This is a genomic window from Luteibacter sp. (genome assembly GCF_051958795.1).
GTDB lineage: Bacteria > Pseudomonadota > Gammaproteobacteria > Xanthomonadales > Rhodanobacteraceae > Luteibacter.
Map to the genome: position 1 here is coordinate 1 of NZ_JBQCFT010000261.1, position 16,430 is coordinate 16,430.

General features: G+C 65.9%; 5 protein-coding genes. All 5 read right to left on the bottom strand.

Annotated elements, in window-relative coordinates:
• Positions 1–82: 82 nt before the first annotated feature.
• The 5 genes from ACTHLF_RS13730 to ACTHLF_RS13750 all read right to left on the bottom strand — a co-directional run bounded on the left by ACTHLF_RS13730 (position 83) and on the right by ACTHLF_RS13750 (position 16,426).
• Positions 83–12,841, bottom strand: coding sequence for a filamentous haemagglutinin family protein (locus tag ACTHLF_RS13730; protein WP_440327907.1), 12,759 nt, complete (start codon positions 12,839–12,841; stop codon positions 83–85).
• A 38-nt stretch (positions 12,842–12,879) separates the two neighbouring features.
• Entirely contained in the window at positions 12,880–13,269 is a 390-nt protein-coding gene (locus ACTHLF_RS13735; RefSeq protein WP_440327908.1) for a hypothetical protein, read from the bottom strand.
• Between the two features lie 86 nt (positions 13,270–13,355).
• Positions 13,356–13,982, bottom strand: coding sequence for a hypothetical protein (locus ACTHLF_RS13740; protein ID WP_440327909.1), 627 nt, complete (start codon positions 13,980–13,982; stop codon positions 13,356–13,358).
• A 9-nt stretch (positions 13,983–13,991) separates the two neighbouring features.
• Complete coding sequence (locus tag ACTHLF_RS13745; protein WP_440327910.1) at positions 13,992–15,698, bottom strand: putative porin; 1,707 nt, start codon at positions 15,696–15,698, stop codon at positions 13,992–13,994.
• A 44-nt stretch (positions 15,699–15,742) separates the two neighbouring features.
• Complete coding sequence (locus ACTHLF_RS13750; protein ID WP_440327911.1) at positions 15,743–16,426, bottom strand: TonB C-terminal domain-containing protein; 684 nt, start codon at positions 16,424–16,426, stop codon at positions 15,743–15,745.
• Between the last annotated feature and the right edge of the window lie 4 nt (positions 16,427–16,430).

A 16,430-nucleotide genomic window follows, 5' to 3' on the forward strand; every position in this document is an offset into this window, starting at 1 on the left:
GGTGCTGCCGCTAGCACCCATCGCGCGCAAGCACGCTCCCACAGCACGCTCCCACGGCACGCTCCTCCCGGGGTGGCAGCGACTACATGCGACGGAGTGCCTTGCGCTCGTCGTCGGTCAGCTGACCACTGTCGTTGCGGCTAAGTACCTGCACCGGTGATGTGTTGTCGTAGCCCGCCGCTGCCGGCGATACGCTCGAGGTGTTATCGCCATCGCGCAAAACGCGCACCGAGATCTCCGAAGGCATCTTGCTGCGCGAATCGCTCTGCTGCTTGCGCGCGACATCTTCCGCCGCCTGGGATGCCGCCGTGGCCGCCGCGCTCGCTGCATTGAGCGCGCCCACGTTAACGGCGGCCGTCACCGGGATACCGATGGCGTCGCCCTTGACCTGGATATTGTCCGCATTGGCCACGCGCGCCGCCGCGATCACCAGGTTGCCGGACACACGGATGCCTGCGTCGCCCGCATCGACCGTGCCGCGTGGCGCGATGAGATAGGCGTTGCCTGGCTCGGCGCCCTCGACCGTCTGCAGGGTGGCGATACCGGCGCCAGCTACCTGGCCACGCGCGTCCACGCTGCACCAGGCATCGTTGTCACACAGGAATACCGGCGGTGGTACTTCGCTGCTCGTCTTCGCACCCTGCCCCGCGTTGATATCACCGTTGGAGCTCCAGATGGTGACATCGCCGCCCTGCTCGGTGAACACGCGGCTTTGCGCGAGGAGCAAGCTGCGGTCGGTGAAGACATTGACATTGCCCGTCTCGAGCGTGAGCAAGCCCATGGAGTTAGGTCCGGCGAGCACGGCTCCCTGCGCGTTGACAAACTGCGCGGGGGCCGATGTGCTGCCGATAAGTGCCTGGCCGCCAGGGCCCAGCAGCGTAACGTCGCCGCCCTGCTGGGTCTGGATCGTCGAGCTGCGGATATCCAGGTTGCCGGTATTCACGGTGGCGGCCGCGCCATTCAATCCACCCTGCCCGCTGCCGTTGGCGGTGTAGCCGAGGGAACTTGGGAACAGCGTGTTCAGCGCCGCATAGCCACGCGCGTACTGCCCGGCATAAGGGCTGGACGCGTCACCATAGTCCGCGCCAACCTGGCCAAGCAGCTTGAACAGTTCGGTTTGGGCGAACATCCGCTGGACGACCTCGGGCTCCTGGGCCAGCAGGTCACGCGCCTGCTGCGTCGTGAGCGGAGCCACCACGTCGTCGGTCACATGGCCCGTCGCGGTCGCCCTGCCCGCGATGCGCCGTTGCATGAACTCGACGAGGTCGGGAAGCAGGCTGGGCAGGCCATCGGTGCCTTCCATGTAGTGCGCGAGGAACGCCACGGTATCCACGCCGGGGCCAACACCGAAGTTCACCAGAACATCTGCGCTTTCGTGCGGAAGGTACGGGTTGTACGCATTACCTACGGCTTCGATACCGGTCGGATACGCATTTACACCGTTGCCGCGATTAGCGACATCGGCCTGGCTGATGAACGGCCCGACATCGCGCCCGGCTTCGACCACGAACGAACCCGGGCCGCCCAACTGGAGCGAGGGCGCGACTTGATCGCCGCCGGAGGGTGTGTCGTAAATGTCACGGCCGGCGGAGACAAGCGTGATATCCGCCCGACGCGTGTGCTGGCCCACGAGCGAAAGATTGACGATGTCGCGTCCGGCGCGGATGTCAGCCTGTTTGGAAGGAAGCAGGGTAAGGAATTGTCCATAGAGATTGCCTGTGCCGACTCGACCTTCACTGATGTCTCCTTCCAGTGCGTAGATCCGTACCGGGTTCGTATCGTCGGCGTGTAGCGCATCGGCCTCATGGTAAATCGCATTGAATTGTGCGGCCCTGGGATCCCAGGTCACCCATGAGCTGCTGCGGACATCAATGGGACTCAGCGGCGATGGCATGTCGTCAGGCGAGGAATCCACAAGGCCAAGGTTCCGGCTGGTCGTATCGGAAGCGATCTTTGCCAGCGAGACGTTGTCAGCCGCCAGCAGGGTGAGGTTGCCGCTCGCGGAGGGGAACAGCTCACCGCTGGTCAGGATATCGACGCTACCGCCGAGCGCCGACAGGGCGAGCGACGCGGGCAGGAGCGGTCCGGCGAGGCCGCCGGTATTCTTGGCGGGCGCGTGCGAGAACAGGTCGCCTGGCGCAAGCAGGCTGCCGAACACCACATCGCCTGCTGCGGCTTGGGCGGTGAACGACGAGGACGTCGAATAGCCCTGGCTGTCCGGCCCACCTGCCGGAAGGATCGGCTGCAGGTTGGAGCTTCGATAATACGACGGGTCGTAAACCCCGCCGATATCCACGCCCTGCCTGGCACTCACGTTGACCTGCGCGTCCTGCATGCCGAACAAGGTGGACACCGGCGTCGTAGCCTCAACGCCGCCCGACGAATACCCAAGACCGAACGCGGCCAGCGAGGGCGAAGCGGCCACCGCGCCATCCGCACGGATATCGCCGGTGCCCTTCGCGACGAAGTACGTGCCACTGAGTATGTCGCCACCAGCATGCACCGAGAGATCACCACCTCCGACGGTGGTAATCGATTTGCCATCGGCATTCTTGTACCAGGTGGTGGGCAACGACACCGACAGCTCGCTGACATCCCCGCCGGCATCCACATCGACATTGCCGCCAATGCTCATCACGCCCTGGCGGAAGTTGGAGAAATCGATGGACGAACTCGAGCGATCGGTTGCGTTGCCCACCTGCATCCATTGCCACCAGTACTGCGCGATCGAACCGCCCGGATTGCCTTTGGTCTGCGATCCGTCACTGTCGGCAACGTTCTGGATGCTGGCGATGTCGCCGCCGGCGCGCAGGTGGATATCACCCGCGTGGTCAGGATTCACAAGGCCGTTGACCAGCATGTCGGGCTGGGTCGCGGCCGCTACCGAGGTCAGCTCGGACGGGCGCAGAACGTTGACATTGGTGCCAGCAGACGTGCCATCCGCAGGAGCGCCCGCGGTATAGATGGTCGCGGGCGCCGCCGCATCCAGCCAGCGGATATCGCCGGCCGAGGCCAGGTCGATGTCGCCCGTGCCGGTGCGGATCGTCGTCGGCATGTAAAGGACCTTGCCGGCGAGCGGGCTGCCCACGGTCACGGCCGTCGGGTCGGTCAGGGTGTCCTTGACCGCGAAGTGCCCATCCAGCGCAATGTCGGCGGTCGATGTGGCCGCGGTCCCCAGCGGATCAGAACCGGCGAGGTCCGCACCGGCCACGAGGCGATACGACGTACTCGGCCCACCCAGCAAGGTGGCCGAGGCCAGCGAAGCGGCATTGCCATACGAAGGCATGTTCGACGGCGAGTTGTTCGCGGCGGGCTTGCCGAACGAGATGGCCGGCGGCGCCGACGTATCCGCATCGTTGCGCGGCGCGAACGGCGCATACGAAAGCTGGAAGGCGCCGCTCCCCGGATCGCCCACATTGAAATCCACGTACAAGAAGTAGTTCAGGTGGTTTGCGAGATAGGTGTCGTAGTTGTTCGACCAGGCCGCGTAATCAGTATCGAGCGGCAAGAGGATCGGCGACGGCGTCTGGTTAGTGCGCAAGCCAACGCCGAATGTGCTGTACAGCCAATTCATGTAGCTGTCGGCGTAGTCCGAGTAATTGGTGAACTGGCCGGGCTGCGGCGCCACCTCGGTGGTTGGGTTGTGCACGAGAAAGCCCATACCGCTGTTCTGCTGGACAAAGAAGAACGACCACATCGAGTTAACGTCGTCGCCGAACTCAGCGATGTATTTCTGGTAGTTGTTGTAATACTGGTCGGTCTGTCTGAGAGCCGGCGCGATCAGGGGCTGGAAGTAGGGGTCCTTGCTGATATCGGCCATACCGCCGCCCGGCGTCATGCCATCAGCCGGGTCGCCGGCGGCAAGGTTGATCGTGCCATTCCAGGCGTTGTTCGCGTCGAGATAGGCTTGCGCACGCTGGTACGCCGTGAGTGCCGCTGCGTACAGCGGGTTCGATGGCGTCGGCGAAAGCTTGGGTGCGAATGGCGCGTAGGAAAGCTGGAACGCACCCGAACTGGGATCGCCGACGTTAAAGTCAACATAGAGCCAGTAGTTCAGGTGGTTGGCGAGGTAAATGTTGTTGTAGTTGTTCGACCAGGCCGCGTAATCCGTATCCACCGGGAGAAGGATCGGCGATGGCGTCTGGTTCGTGCGCAGGCCGACACCAAACGTGTTGTACAGCCAGTTCATGTAGCTGTCGGCGTAATCGGAGTAGTTGCTGAAGCCCGCCGGCTGGGGCGCCACCTCCGTCGTTGGGTTGTGCACCAGGAAGCCAACGCCGCTGTTCTGCTGGACAAAGTAGAACGACCACATCGAGTTAACGTCGTCGCCGAACTCGCCGATATAGTTGGCGTAGTTGGCGTAGTACGCATCTTCCTGCCCCTTGGAAGGCGCGGTCAGCGGCTGGTAGTACGGATCCTTGCTGATGTCGGCCACGCCACCGCCCGGCGTCATGCCGTCGGCAGGGTCGCCCGCCGCCAGGTTGATCGTGCCGTTCCACGCGTTGTTCGCGTCCAGGTAGGCCTGCGACTTCTGGTAGGCGGCCAGCGCCGCGTCGTAGCGCGGATCATCCGGCGTGCTGCCGCTATCATCCCGCGGCGGATCATTGAGCGCGGCGCCGTCGTTCTGCTGGTAGAACCCGTCGGTGATACTCGCATCGAGCTTGAGGTTGCCGGCGGCGCGGACGGTGAGGATCGGCGCCTCGCCGTTGTAACGGTACGCCAGCTGAGGCTTGCCGTCGGCGCCGGTGACGCCGGCGCCGAGATTCCAGTGGGTGACGACACTGATATCGCCGGCGTTCGCCCCATCGGCTGGGTTACGCAGTTCGATACCCGGCCGCACGTGGACGATGGCGATGCCGGCGAAGCGATCGCCGAAGGTGAAGCCCGGCTGCTCGACGAAGCCCATCAACGCACCAGGGCCCTGCGCGATATCGCCGTTCACGTAGCCGAAGAAGCCGGCGTGGTCGGTGTTGATCGCATCGGGGGTGAAGTAGTACTTGCCCATGTACACCGCCTGCTGCGCGGCGTCGGCGGGCGCTGGAAGCGCGTTGCCCTTCTCGTCGGTCCAGGTGCCGGCGACCATGGTGCTGCCGTCGCTGGTGAACCAGCCGGCAGGATCGATGACACCATCGAAATGCCTCGACGGAGCAGTGCCCGGGTCATCGGTATAGGGGTCCTGCGTACTCCACACCGCATACGGCTCGATGGTGACCGAGCGCGTACCCTGCAGAGACGCCGGGTTATCGACGGCGACGGGCACATCGCCATCGCTCAGCAACGGCGCGCGGATGCTGATCGTGCCGCCTGCGAAAGTGGTATCAGCCCCGCCGGCGACATTGATGAGCGCATTCGCCCCGACATGCACGTAACCCGCGTCGGCGCGGTCGACCTGTTCATAGCCGTAGGTCTGATCGACCGTACCGTTAAACGTCCCCGTGGTTCCGAGGACCACATCGCCGCCACGCTGTTCCGGCGTGGTTGCATGGGCATCGAGGGTGCCATCGATATCCACGCCCTGGCGGCCCCACACTTCGATGCGGCTGGCCGCAGGTGCGCTGGCATCCACCGTGCCATCGATCCGCGCCTTCCCGCCGTTGGCGTACAGGAACACCTTTTGCGCGGTGAGCGTATGCCCGGCGGACAAGGCCAGATCGCCCTGCCCGCTCGTGATGTCGACCAGGCCGGTCGAACCGCTGGCCGCGACCAGGCCCGCCAGTGCATCCAGGTCGAGCGAGCCGCCGCTGCCGATCGTGAAATACCCACCGCGGTAGCCCTTGGCGGCGTGGCCGTCGTAGGTGCCGCCAAGCAGCAAGCCCCCACCCGCGACGGCGCTGAACGAGCCCGCATCGCCTGCTTCGGCGGCGCCGCCATAACGGAGCGTCGCGCCGTCGTCGATGGCGATATCGCCTGCCGCCTTCAACGCCAGGCTGCCGCCTGGGGCGTAGGCTGCTGTATCAAAGAATTGCTTTGTGATCCCGCCCACATCCAGCGCCGTGCCTGCCGCGACGTGCACACCACCCTGCGTGGCGTCCAGGGTCAGGCCACCCGCAGCCGCCTTCAGGTCCATGCCGTCATCGATGCTCGCGGCACGCGAGGTGAGCGAACCGCCCAGGCCATCGTTGGTGAGCGCCGTACCCGCCGCGCCGTGCAGACGCATGGCCCCGGTGGTCACCAGCGTGGTCGCACCGCCGCCGCCCGCGACGAACACCGGCGCCGTCAGATCCACCGATGCCGCGCCGAAATTCGCACCACCCTGGCCAGCGGCCAGCATGCCCGACGAGGCGGAAGCCTCGAATGCACCGAACCCATGCAGTGTCGTCGTGCCCTGGCCGAAATCAAGCTCGCCCGCATCGACGCGTAGCGTGCCGTCGGCGCTCGATGCCGTGCCGGCCGGAGCGCCCAGCGTGTTAGCGAATACCACCGTGCCAGCGTGGATCGCGACATCGTTTCCGTCGCCGTTGAGGGCACCCGCGCTCAACACGAGCTGGTTATCCACGGCGATATCCTGCGCGCCGAGGAAATCGATGTCGCCGCGGCTGCGCAAGGTCACCGAGTTCGCCGCGCGCCATTGTGCCAGCGTGCCAGCACCCACGGTCAGCCCATCATCCGGCGCCGTCGCGCCGGCGCCGACGAACGCGATGCGGTTGGCGGTCGCGTCGATATTCTTGCCGGCAAGCAGCGCGCTATCGTCCACGCTAACGCTCCCGGTCGCATCCAGGGTCAGGGCGTTGCCACCGAGGACGGACGCGCCCGCGCCGATCGTCAGCTGCCCAGCCGACGTCGTATTGGCGAGGCCATGGCGGGTGACGGGGGCGGCACCATGTTGCGAGACGCGCAGCAACGCGCCGTTACCGTCGATAGCCGAAACCGGGCTACCGCTGGCATCCGTCCCCGCATCGCGGCCGATCACCAGGGGCTGGTTTGCCACCGCGTTGCCGTCACCGCGCGCTTGCAGCACGCTACCGTCTTCCAGGGTGATGCCGTCACCGCCCGAGCCGGCGACGAGGATGATCTCCTGGCCTGCCAGCGGATGCGCCGCGTCGTTCGAAAGCAGGATGCTCTGGGCGCTCACGTCAATGTGATCGCCATCGGTATCGCTGCTTCGCGTGCCGCCTAGCAGCAAGCTACCTGCACCCAGCGTGGTCAGCCCGTCGGCGGAAATACCAAGGTAACTATCGCGTGCCGTGTCGCCCGCGCCGAGCACCTGGATGGCTTCGCCAGCGATATCCACCTGTGAGGTGCGGCCACCTGTGGCCGGCGCCGCCGCCAGCGTGGCGCCCAGCTGCAGCGCATGGCCCGCGCCGATCTGCAGGCGCCCCGCGTCGGCGGCGAGCTGCGGAGCCACCTGGCCTTTCTTCGTTGCGACGTTGCTGAAGAACGTATCGGCATCCGTCAGGCGGTACTGAGAATACTGCTGCCACACGCGTGCGGACTGCACCACGAAGGTGGTCGTGCGCGCATCATGCGCCCCGGTGAACGCATCGCCGTAATAACCCGCCACGGCATAGCCACCGTCCGGAGCGACGGCGGCACGTCCCACCACGCTATCGCGCGAGCCCGTCGCCTGGTAGATGCGCATCGCACCAGGCAGGTTCGCGTATTGGGCGGGGAGCAACGTGTAGTAACCCGCGGCGAGGCCGGGCACGCCCGAGAGGTAGACCTGGCGGCCGACGCCGGGCTGCGGGACGCCGAGCCCCTCCATGGACATGTCGGTGGCCGCGATCTTGCCCTGGAAACCGGGGACGATGGCGTAAACCGTCGCCCCATTGGGTGCCGTGGCGAGCAGATCTCGCGTGCCTCCGGTACCGGGCACGAATTCCGAGGCCTGCAGGTGGCCACCACCGGAAAGGTCGATGGTGGCGCCGGCATCTAGCGACACTGAGTCACCTTGCACTTCAATCTGCTTGGCCGGTGGCGCCGTGACGACGCTGGCCACCCCGCCGACGGTTGAGGGTTTGCTGGTGCCGTAGCGCCAGTCGACGCCATCGATCGTATTGCCATACGGCACGGTGAGGCCATCCAGCGATACCGACGTGATGCTGCCCGGGGCAAGGTGCACGCTCTGGGTTTTTGCCAGTGCCGGCAAGCCAGTCGCCAGCCCGAACGCGGCCGCATCCGCCGACGGATCGGTGGTGCCGATGACAAGGGCGCCTGAAGGCACGCGAATGCTGCCCTTCTGCTCGATATGGTCCGCGCTGATCAGCAGCGCACCACCCGCCGACAACGGCGTGCTTGGCGCATTGCCCGAAGGCAGGAAGGTAATCGTGGTCTCGCGGGCATTGCCTTGCGCGTCTGGAAGGTTGGAAGCGTTGGCGTCGATCGCGAAGCGATAATTGCTGGCCGGGTAGACCTGGCCGGTGGTGAACGTCAGGTCACCGGTGGAGAACAACATGCCCTGCAAAGCATTCGTTCCGCTGCCAGCCGAGGCGGGGAACGTGAAGCGAAGGTCATCGCTGGCGTTGAAGCTGGATTGCTTCCAGCCCTGCAGATTGACCATCCCACCCATGTCGATGGTGGATGCATTGACATCGAGGATGCCATTGCCCGCCACCGCCCTGGGCGTTGCCGACGTGCCGGTGATATGGACGTAGGGCGCGGTGATCGTCACGTGGCCGGTGTCGGTGAGGTAACCCGATGGCAGGTCGACGCGCGATGCACCCCCGCCCAGCGCTTCGATACCTGTCGCATTGATGATGACCTGGCGGCCCAGGTTGAGATTGACATCTCCCGCGAAGCCGAGCGGCAATATCGTCTGTCCCACAGGGTTCTGACCCGCGGTCGGGCCAAACTGCAGCGTGGTGATGCCGGAGCCATGCAGGACATCGGCTGCGAACACCAGGGTTCCGTCGGCATCGCCGATGACGTCCTGGCCGCTCGCGAAGGCGGGCTTGCTCGCATACGACTGGCGCACAAGGATGCCCTTCGCGTGCACCCTGGCAAAGTTGTCGCCCCGGTCGAGCGTCACCACCTGAAGCGAGCCGCCTTCCGCCAACGGCGTACCGCCATGGCCATCCAGCGTCGCCCCGAGGTAAAGGCCCGCCGATGCGCCGAACAGCATGCTACCGGCATCGCTCCAGACCGCCGTGGGTACGACCTCCGAGGTCATCCCGTTCAGACGGCTAGACGCCGTCGGCAGATCGAACGTATCCGAGGCACCTGAGACATCGATGCGCGATCCGTCGTCGGCCACGACGAAGGTCTCGTCGTCGCCCGTCATCGCCACGGCGCCACCCGCCAGCACATCACCCGTACGCGGGGTCATACGTCCCGATGGGCCCATGGCGGGCGCCGCCGTCGGGTTCACCAGCGAGATGCCGCTGACATCGAGGACACCCTCACTGCCAAGGCCAATGCGCGAGGTAAGCCCCGTATCGCCGGTAGGCTCGATCGTCGTCAGATTGACGGCGCCGCCATGCGCGGTGAGCTGGCCTTCCACCTGCACATCATGGGTGGCCGACACATCGATGAGGCCACCCGCGTCGACGGCGACGGCGGCGTCGTGTCCGATCACGACGCTGCCGGACACGCCCGGCACATGCGCGTAAGTAGACGTGTCGCGCGGATCCTTTAGCCAGTTCAGGTAGTCGCCCGCCTGAATCGTGAGGCCGGGTGTCTGCGCCGCGGCGGTGCCCCGTGTTGCCCATCGTTGCCACGCATCGAGCACGCCAACCCCGGTAACCGCGGGCGTGGAGTACAAGTCGCTGCCGGTGGCTAGGTCACGCAGCGCACCGATATCGCCGAGAAGGTTGGCCGGGCGTACGATAACGTTACTGTTGTCGGCGATCGTCGCGTCTGTGACCGAATCCAGGTTGTAACGACTGAAACCCTGGCCATCGAAGAATCCCGGGGCGAGCCACAGGCCGTTCGCCAGGGCCATATCGGACGGATCGCCACCCACCTGGATCTGCGCCGCCCGCAATGTCAGGGCGCCGCCGCCCGAAAAGCCCCAGCTGCGAATCGTGCCGTCCAGCACCACGCGTGCCCGATCGTACGTGTCCGAAGGATAGCTACCGGCTACGTACGTCTGGATCGCCACATTGCCGCCATGTCCTGCCGGCACGCCGTGATCGAGAAGCACATTGCCGTTGGTATCGACGTAGCCGCCACCGGACACATCGATGACGCTGCCCGCATCGAGCACCACGGAAGCCGTGTCGTCCCCGCCGCCAACGCGCCCGGCCTGCGATGTTGAAAGCGTCACGTTGCCGCCGTTGATCCAGCGACTACCTTGCGCGTGCTCGCTGTCCGCGCCGCTGTCGTTGATCCATTGCCCGCGCGCGCTAAGCAAGGCGCCGTCGTGCAGGGTGATCTCATTCCCCGGGCCGTTCGTTATCGAGATCGTGCCGGCAGGTGCTTCAAGCGTTCCGTATACATCTATGCCCCTGCCCAAACCCGTAAGGGAAATACTGCCGCCCGGTTGAACGGCTAGCCGGGTACCAGCGGTCACCTCGATCGCGCTGTTAGTGAGGCTGACCGAACTGAATCCGGCCTTGCCCAGGGTGTCGGCACTGAGGACCATCCACGGTGCGTCCAGCCCGCCGCTGACGTCGAGCTCGCTCCACTTCGTATCCTGGTCGAAGTCGGGCACCAGGGATTCGAGCGTACGCGTCATCTGCTGCACGCGAACGCCGGCCGGGTTACGGCCATTGCCGGCCGAGTTAGCCGCCTGGTCGAGGATGAACGTGCCCCCATCGGGCTGCGTACCATCCCCCGTCTGCCGCGTCCCCGGCGTGGCCTGCGCCGAGATCTCCCCATCGAGTGCCACCGCCTGTCCCGCGTGCACGGTCAGCGTGCCGGCGTCGGAGCCTTTGACGAAGCCCTCCTGGTACCGCTTCGCGCCACCGAAGAGGGGCGAGTTGTACGTCTGGCTGACACCCCAGCGCGCATGGTCGCTGGTGAACTGCCCCGCGAAGCCGACGTAGGCCACATCCGGATCGGCTGAAGCGATGTTGTGGATCAGCCCATCCGCGCCCAAGAGGTTCGGCGTGGTGATCCAGCCCGATTGGTAGGCCAGGTAGCCGCCATCGAGCGCGATACGTGAACCGGTCCGCGCGATGACTTCATTGCCGTCAAGCGTTACCGTGCCACCGGTGGTCAGCATCTGGCTGATATCGCGGGGCACGTTCTGCACATAGCCAGCCGCGTTGAGAATGGGACTGCCGATCCAGTCAAGGCCATCCGCGCGCGTACCGGATACCGTGCTATCGAGCACGATGTTTTTCTGCCTGTAAAGGAAGCTGTTGCGAAGCAGCGGCGAGTCGGCGAGTTCGTTCTGGCCAACGCGGGGAATGCTGACGAGCAGCGCGGACATCGGCAGCTCGACGTCCGCCAGGCCAGAGACATCGACGATCGCACCACTATCGATGTACACGCGGCCATCGGTGGGCCCCGCTGTCGGGCCGCCCGCGGACGCCGCCCGCAGCGTTACCTTACCGCCCGGTGCTTCGATGAGCGATCCGCTATTCAGCGTCACGCGGGAGCCCGAGACCAGGATGGCGCCCGGGACAAAGGCCTTGTCGGCTTCAGGCGTCGACGTGGTTGTCGCGCCATCCTTCTCGGGCAATACCGTCGTGACCGATCCGGCGCCGAACTCGACCGGTCCGCCGTTAGCAACAGGGGTCGTGCCCTGGATAGTGATCTTGCCCGGTCGCGCTATGCTGGTGGAGACGACTGCTACGCCGTCCTGGGCGATATCCGGGCCCAACAGGGTGATCGACCCACGACGAGCCTGAATGAGACCGCTATTCTCGATGCCGTCAGAGGCGCCCGACGTGCCGCCGTTCACTGCAAGCTGGATGTCACCCGTGTTGCTGGTGTTTTGCAACTGCGGCGACGAAGCAAGGATCACCGACCCATCGTCGGCGACGATCGAACCCCGGTTGACCACCTTCGGCGCCGCGACCAACACAAAGCCGCCGCCGCTCGCATTGATGGATGCGCCCTTCTCGATCACCACACCGGCACCATCGACGGAAGCAGGATCCGTCACGAACAGCGCCTGGTTCGACCGGGTCTGATCAGCGATGCCGGATGTCAGGAATACGGTATTGCTTGTCTTCAGGTCGTTCGAGAACAGGTTCATCGAACTGGCGATCAGCGAGCGCGTATTCACCTGCGCGCCCTGGCCGAATACCACGCCGTTGCGGTTGAGCACATACACCGTGCCCTCGGCCTTCATGGCGCCGAGGATCTGGCTGGGCTTCGCGGAAGGATCGTTCACCCGGTTCAGCGCGATCCAGTCGTTGCCCCCGCCACTGAGGTTGCCGGCGCTCTGGTTGAAGTACAGGGTGGTGTCGCGGCCCACGTTGAAGCTATCCCAGGTGAGGATGGCTTTCTTCGCGGTCTGCTTCACTTCCACCGTGTGCTTGCCGCCCGCCGCCACGGTATCCGTGGGCTTCAGCGCGTTCTGCCACAGCGAGGGATCGGTGGCGACACCGGCGGATGGCTTCAGCGCGCCATCACCCAGCCCGTTCGGCACTGAAGAGACCAGCTGCGCGGCCGCGGCCTGCGCGTCCTTCTGCTGCTGCATCTGCGCGGCGAGCGCGGCGGCGGCGTTGTTGAGGTTGGTGATGGACTGCTGGACGCGCTGCTGCTGGAGCGCGTTGCCCGGGTTGTAGCTCACCGTGTTTCCGCTGCCACCCGCCGGCTGGGCCGGTGCCGTGGCACCCTGCTGCTGTTTTGCAGCAAACCAGGCCTGGCTGAACGCCGGTGGGTTCGCCGCGTGAGCGGCACCGCTACCCACGAGCGCGGCCATGATGAACTGGCACATGGCGCGGCGGCGAAGGGTCGGCCGCGGCTTCGGTGCCGGGCGGGTGGTGGCTGGCGTGTGGCGAACGATCATGGCAAGGCCTCGTGAAGCATGTTTTGTAGGGGCGTCGGTTACGGAGCGATTCCGCCCGTGAAATCGCTGGTCATGGACGCCACTTCGTCGTGGATATCGGGTAAATGGGCGAGCTCATGCAGTTCGGCCACGGTGCATTCGCGGAGCACCGCGCGGATGGCCATGCGGCGCCCGTCATGCAGCCATGCGTTGAGCACGGCGCTGATCGCGCGCAGCGTCGTATGGCTCGGATCCTCGGGGCGTTTGCGGTGGCGCAACGTATCTTCGATGTCGTAGCGCACGCGCGCGCCGAGGAAGGCCGAAGACTCACCGAGCATCTCCTGCAACGCATCGCGCGGCACGCGGTCGAGCAGGATGTCGGCGGCTTTCGCCTGGCGCGCCGCATACAGCTGGCGCAGCATCTCGGCAAGCGCGTGCAGGCTGCTCATGCGTGCCTCGACAAGGGGACGTCCCTGTCCATCGCGGGCTCCTGTGTCGTCCGTGGCGACCCACCGCGGGGTTGACGGGTCCTTGATCATGGGTTGGCCGCGGCCTGGCTGGCGCGCGGGTCGAAGCGCTGGTCGTAGAGCTTGTCGCCGAACGCCTGCGCCGCGGTTTCCAGCTTCACCCGCGCCTTCGCCGCGAACGGCTGGCGTGAACTGAACACGTCGCCCATGTCGATGTTTTCATAAGCCGCGATGACTTCCTGCCCCACGCGGTACATCTGCACGTTGCGTGCGGTGCAGACATCCACCTGGCCGTTCGCGGCATCTAGGGCCTTGGCCAGCCGCGCGCGCTCGGTCTCCGCGGTACGCAGTGCGACCGCCGCCGAATCGGCGTCGGCCTTGCCCTTCTGGGCGGAAGCTTCCGCCGCCTCGCGGCGCTGCTTTTCAGCAGCCAGCGCGCGCGAGGTGTCGGGCGATACCGCACTGCCCTTCTTCGCTTCCGCGCGTGCTGCCTCGGCCTCGGCCTTCGCGGCGTCGCGTTCCTTCTCCAGCTGGGCCTTTTCCGCGGCCCAGCTGGCCTGCTGGGCCTGGAGATCCTGCAGCTGGCCGCGCGTTTCCGCGAGCTGGCTGCGGATGCGGCTCTCCAGGCTGGCCTGTTGCGCGAACGCGGCCGGTATGGCGGCGGTCAGCGCGATGGCGATGAGCAAGCGTTTCATGGCGCCTCCTTAGAACCGTGCGTTCATTTCAAGCTGGAACACGTCGATCGAGAGCGGCGGGCCAAACACTTCCTTCGCGTTGAAGTAGCGCAGGCTCAGCCAGGAGTACTTCGAGATGCCGTAGCTGCCGCCGAGGATGAAGCCCTTGGCGTTGGTGCCACCGAGGTGGAAGTCCGGATCGTTGAGGCCATCCAGCGTCGCGTCCGGCTGCAGGTACTTGTAAGCGACGCTCACGTTCCAGTCGCCGGCCGCATGCGGATCCGGGTTGCCCAGCGTGGCGCGGAACATCCAGCCCACCGGGCCGCTCTTGTAGGTGGCCTCGCTGAAATCACCCGCACCGAAGTTGTTGACCAGGCGATTCAGGCCCACGTCCTCGCGGAACGCATCCTTGCGGTGGTAGGCCATGTTGCGGATGTAGTCGCCTTCCAGGCGCAGCGGCGTATCCGCGACGTTCATGTCGAGGCGCGTGGTGGCGTTGGCGACGTGGTAGTCGTAGACCAGGCCGACGAACTGCGGCTGGGCGTAATTGCTGGGCGAGTTCGGGTCCGGGATGATGTCGCGGATCAGGAACAGCGAGTTGCCCTTCTGCATGAAGGTCGGACGCGTGGCATCCGTGCTGCAGTAGGTCACGCCCAGGTAGATCGGGCACGGGTCGGAGAGCTGGCCCTGCATGTGGTCGAATCGGTAGTACGCCAGGGCGAACTTCCACTCGGCATCGTCGGCAAATTTCCACGTAGCGCCGAGCTGCGCGCCGGTCATCCACTTGTCGCGGCTGGCGTTCTTCGTGCCCGCCTGGGACGGGAAGTCATCCGACTGGTACTCGATCGGGAACATGCCCACGGTAGCGAACGTGCTGACATCATCGCTGGCCGGCACATCGAAATGGCTGGCGATGCCGTCGAAGTTCAGGTCGTCGGCGTAGACGAGGTTGGTGCTGAGGAACGGGTTCGGCATGCGGCCGCCAGTCACCTTCACCCAATCCGCCGGGCGCCATGCAAGCCACGCCTGGTCCAGCCACACGTTCTTCTTGCCCAGGCCACCGCCCAGGTTCTGCGTGGTCGAGACCGGGTTGTTGTCGTTGCCGGTGCCGATGCGGATGCCCGCGGTCACGCCGTCGCCGAGGTTCACGTTGACGCCGAGGCGCGCACGGATACGCAGGGAATTGGTGCGGTTCTCCAGCGTGTTGAGCTGCGGCGGCGGGACCACGCCGTTGAGGTCGTAGGGGCCCGTGCGGTTGAGCGAGGCGAAGTCCACGACCTGCGAGGCATTGCCCTTGTCGTAATAGTGGAATTCGTCGCGCACGCGCATGTCGCCGGTCCACTCGATGCGATCGAGCCACTCAGGCAGCTTGCCCGGCTCGGCCCAGCGCTCTTCCTTCGCCTGGGCCACCACTTCCTGGCGCAGCTCGTCCTTGATCTGGTTACGCACCACCTCGGGTACGTACGTCACCCGAACCTGCCCCGGAGCGGCGGGCACGGCATTGGCGGTACCGGCGGCCTTCTGCGCGGCGGCCGCATCGGCGTTGGCCTGCGCGATGAGGCCATCCGCATCGGCCTGGGTGAGCACGCCGCGCTTCACCAGCAGGCGCACGAGGTTGATGGTGGCGTTCTCCGACGGCGCGGACTGGGCGTGGACGCCCGTGGCGCAGATGGCCAGGCCGATGGCGGCGGCCAGCAGGGCGCGCGCGGGTCGCTGGCGTGCCTTTCCGTGGGTCATGCGGAATCTCCGGGAAACAAAGGGCTTGGAAGGAATGAGCGTGTTCATGCGGGACGTTTCCCGCGGATGGACACGCGAAGAGGGAAATGCAGCGAGGACGGCGGCGCCACGTCGATGCGCGGCATCGCGCGCAAGGCTTCGATCAGCGCATCGTCCGTCGACTGGTTGCCGCTGGGCGCGACCAGTTCGGCGCGAACGAGGCGGCCATCCGCATCGAGCCAGACATTGGCCTGTACCTGGAACGCGAGGCGGTTGACCTTGTCGTTGCGCTGGTTCGCCTGCTGGATCGCGTAACCGAGGTACTGGTCGTAGCTGCCGGTGCCGCTGCCGTTACCGCCGTGCGAGCCGACCATGCCACCACCGGCGCCCGCGCCGATGTTGAAGCTGTCGCTGCCGGCCTGCGCGTCGGTGTTCATGGTGACCTGCTTCGCCACGTCCGGCGTGGACTTCGGCGCATCGACCGGCTTCTGCGGCTGATCGAGCGGCTTGTCTTCTACCGGCTTGATTTTTTCCTCCGGTTTTGGCGGCTCGGGCGGCTTTTCCTTCGGCGGAGGCGGCGGTGGCGGCAAGGGCGTGATCGTCGCGATGCGCGGCGCCTCGCGGCGCACGCCCACCGTGCTGGAGGCGAAATGCCAGACCAGCGCGACGAAGCCCAGGAACACCGCCGCGGCGACGGCGGTGCCTAGCCAACGGCGTGGCGGGCGGCGGCGTGGTTCGAAAGCGTCCACGCCA

What these genes read in the sequence shown, in the direction of transcription:
- ACTHLF_RS13730 (WP_440327907.1), bottom strand. Translation starts at nt 12,841, where the DNA reads ATGATCGTTCGCCACACGCCAGCCACCACCCGCCCGGCACCGAAGCCG.
- ACTHLF_RS13745 (WP_440327910.1), bottom strand. Translation starts at nt 15,698, where the DNA reads ATGACCCACGGAAAGGCACGCCAGCGACCCGCGCGCGCCCTGCTGGCC.
- ACTHLF_RS13735 (WP_440327908.1), bottom strand. Translation starts at nt 13,269, where the DNA reads ATGAGCAGCCTGCACGCGCTTGCCGAGATGCTGCGCCAGCTGTATGCG.
- ACTHLF_RS13740 (WP_440327909.1), bottom strand. Translation starts at nt 13,982, where the DNA reads ATGAAACGCTTGCTCATCGCCATCGCGCTGACCGCCGCCATACCGGCC.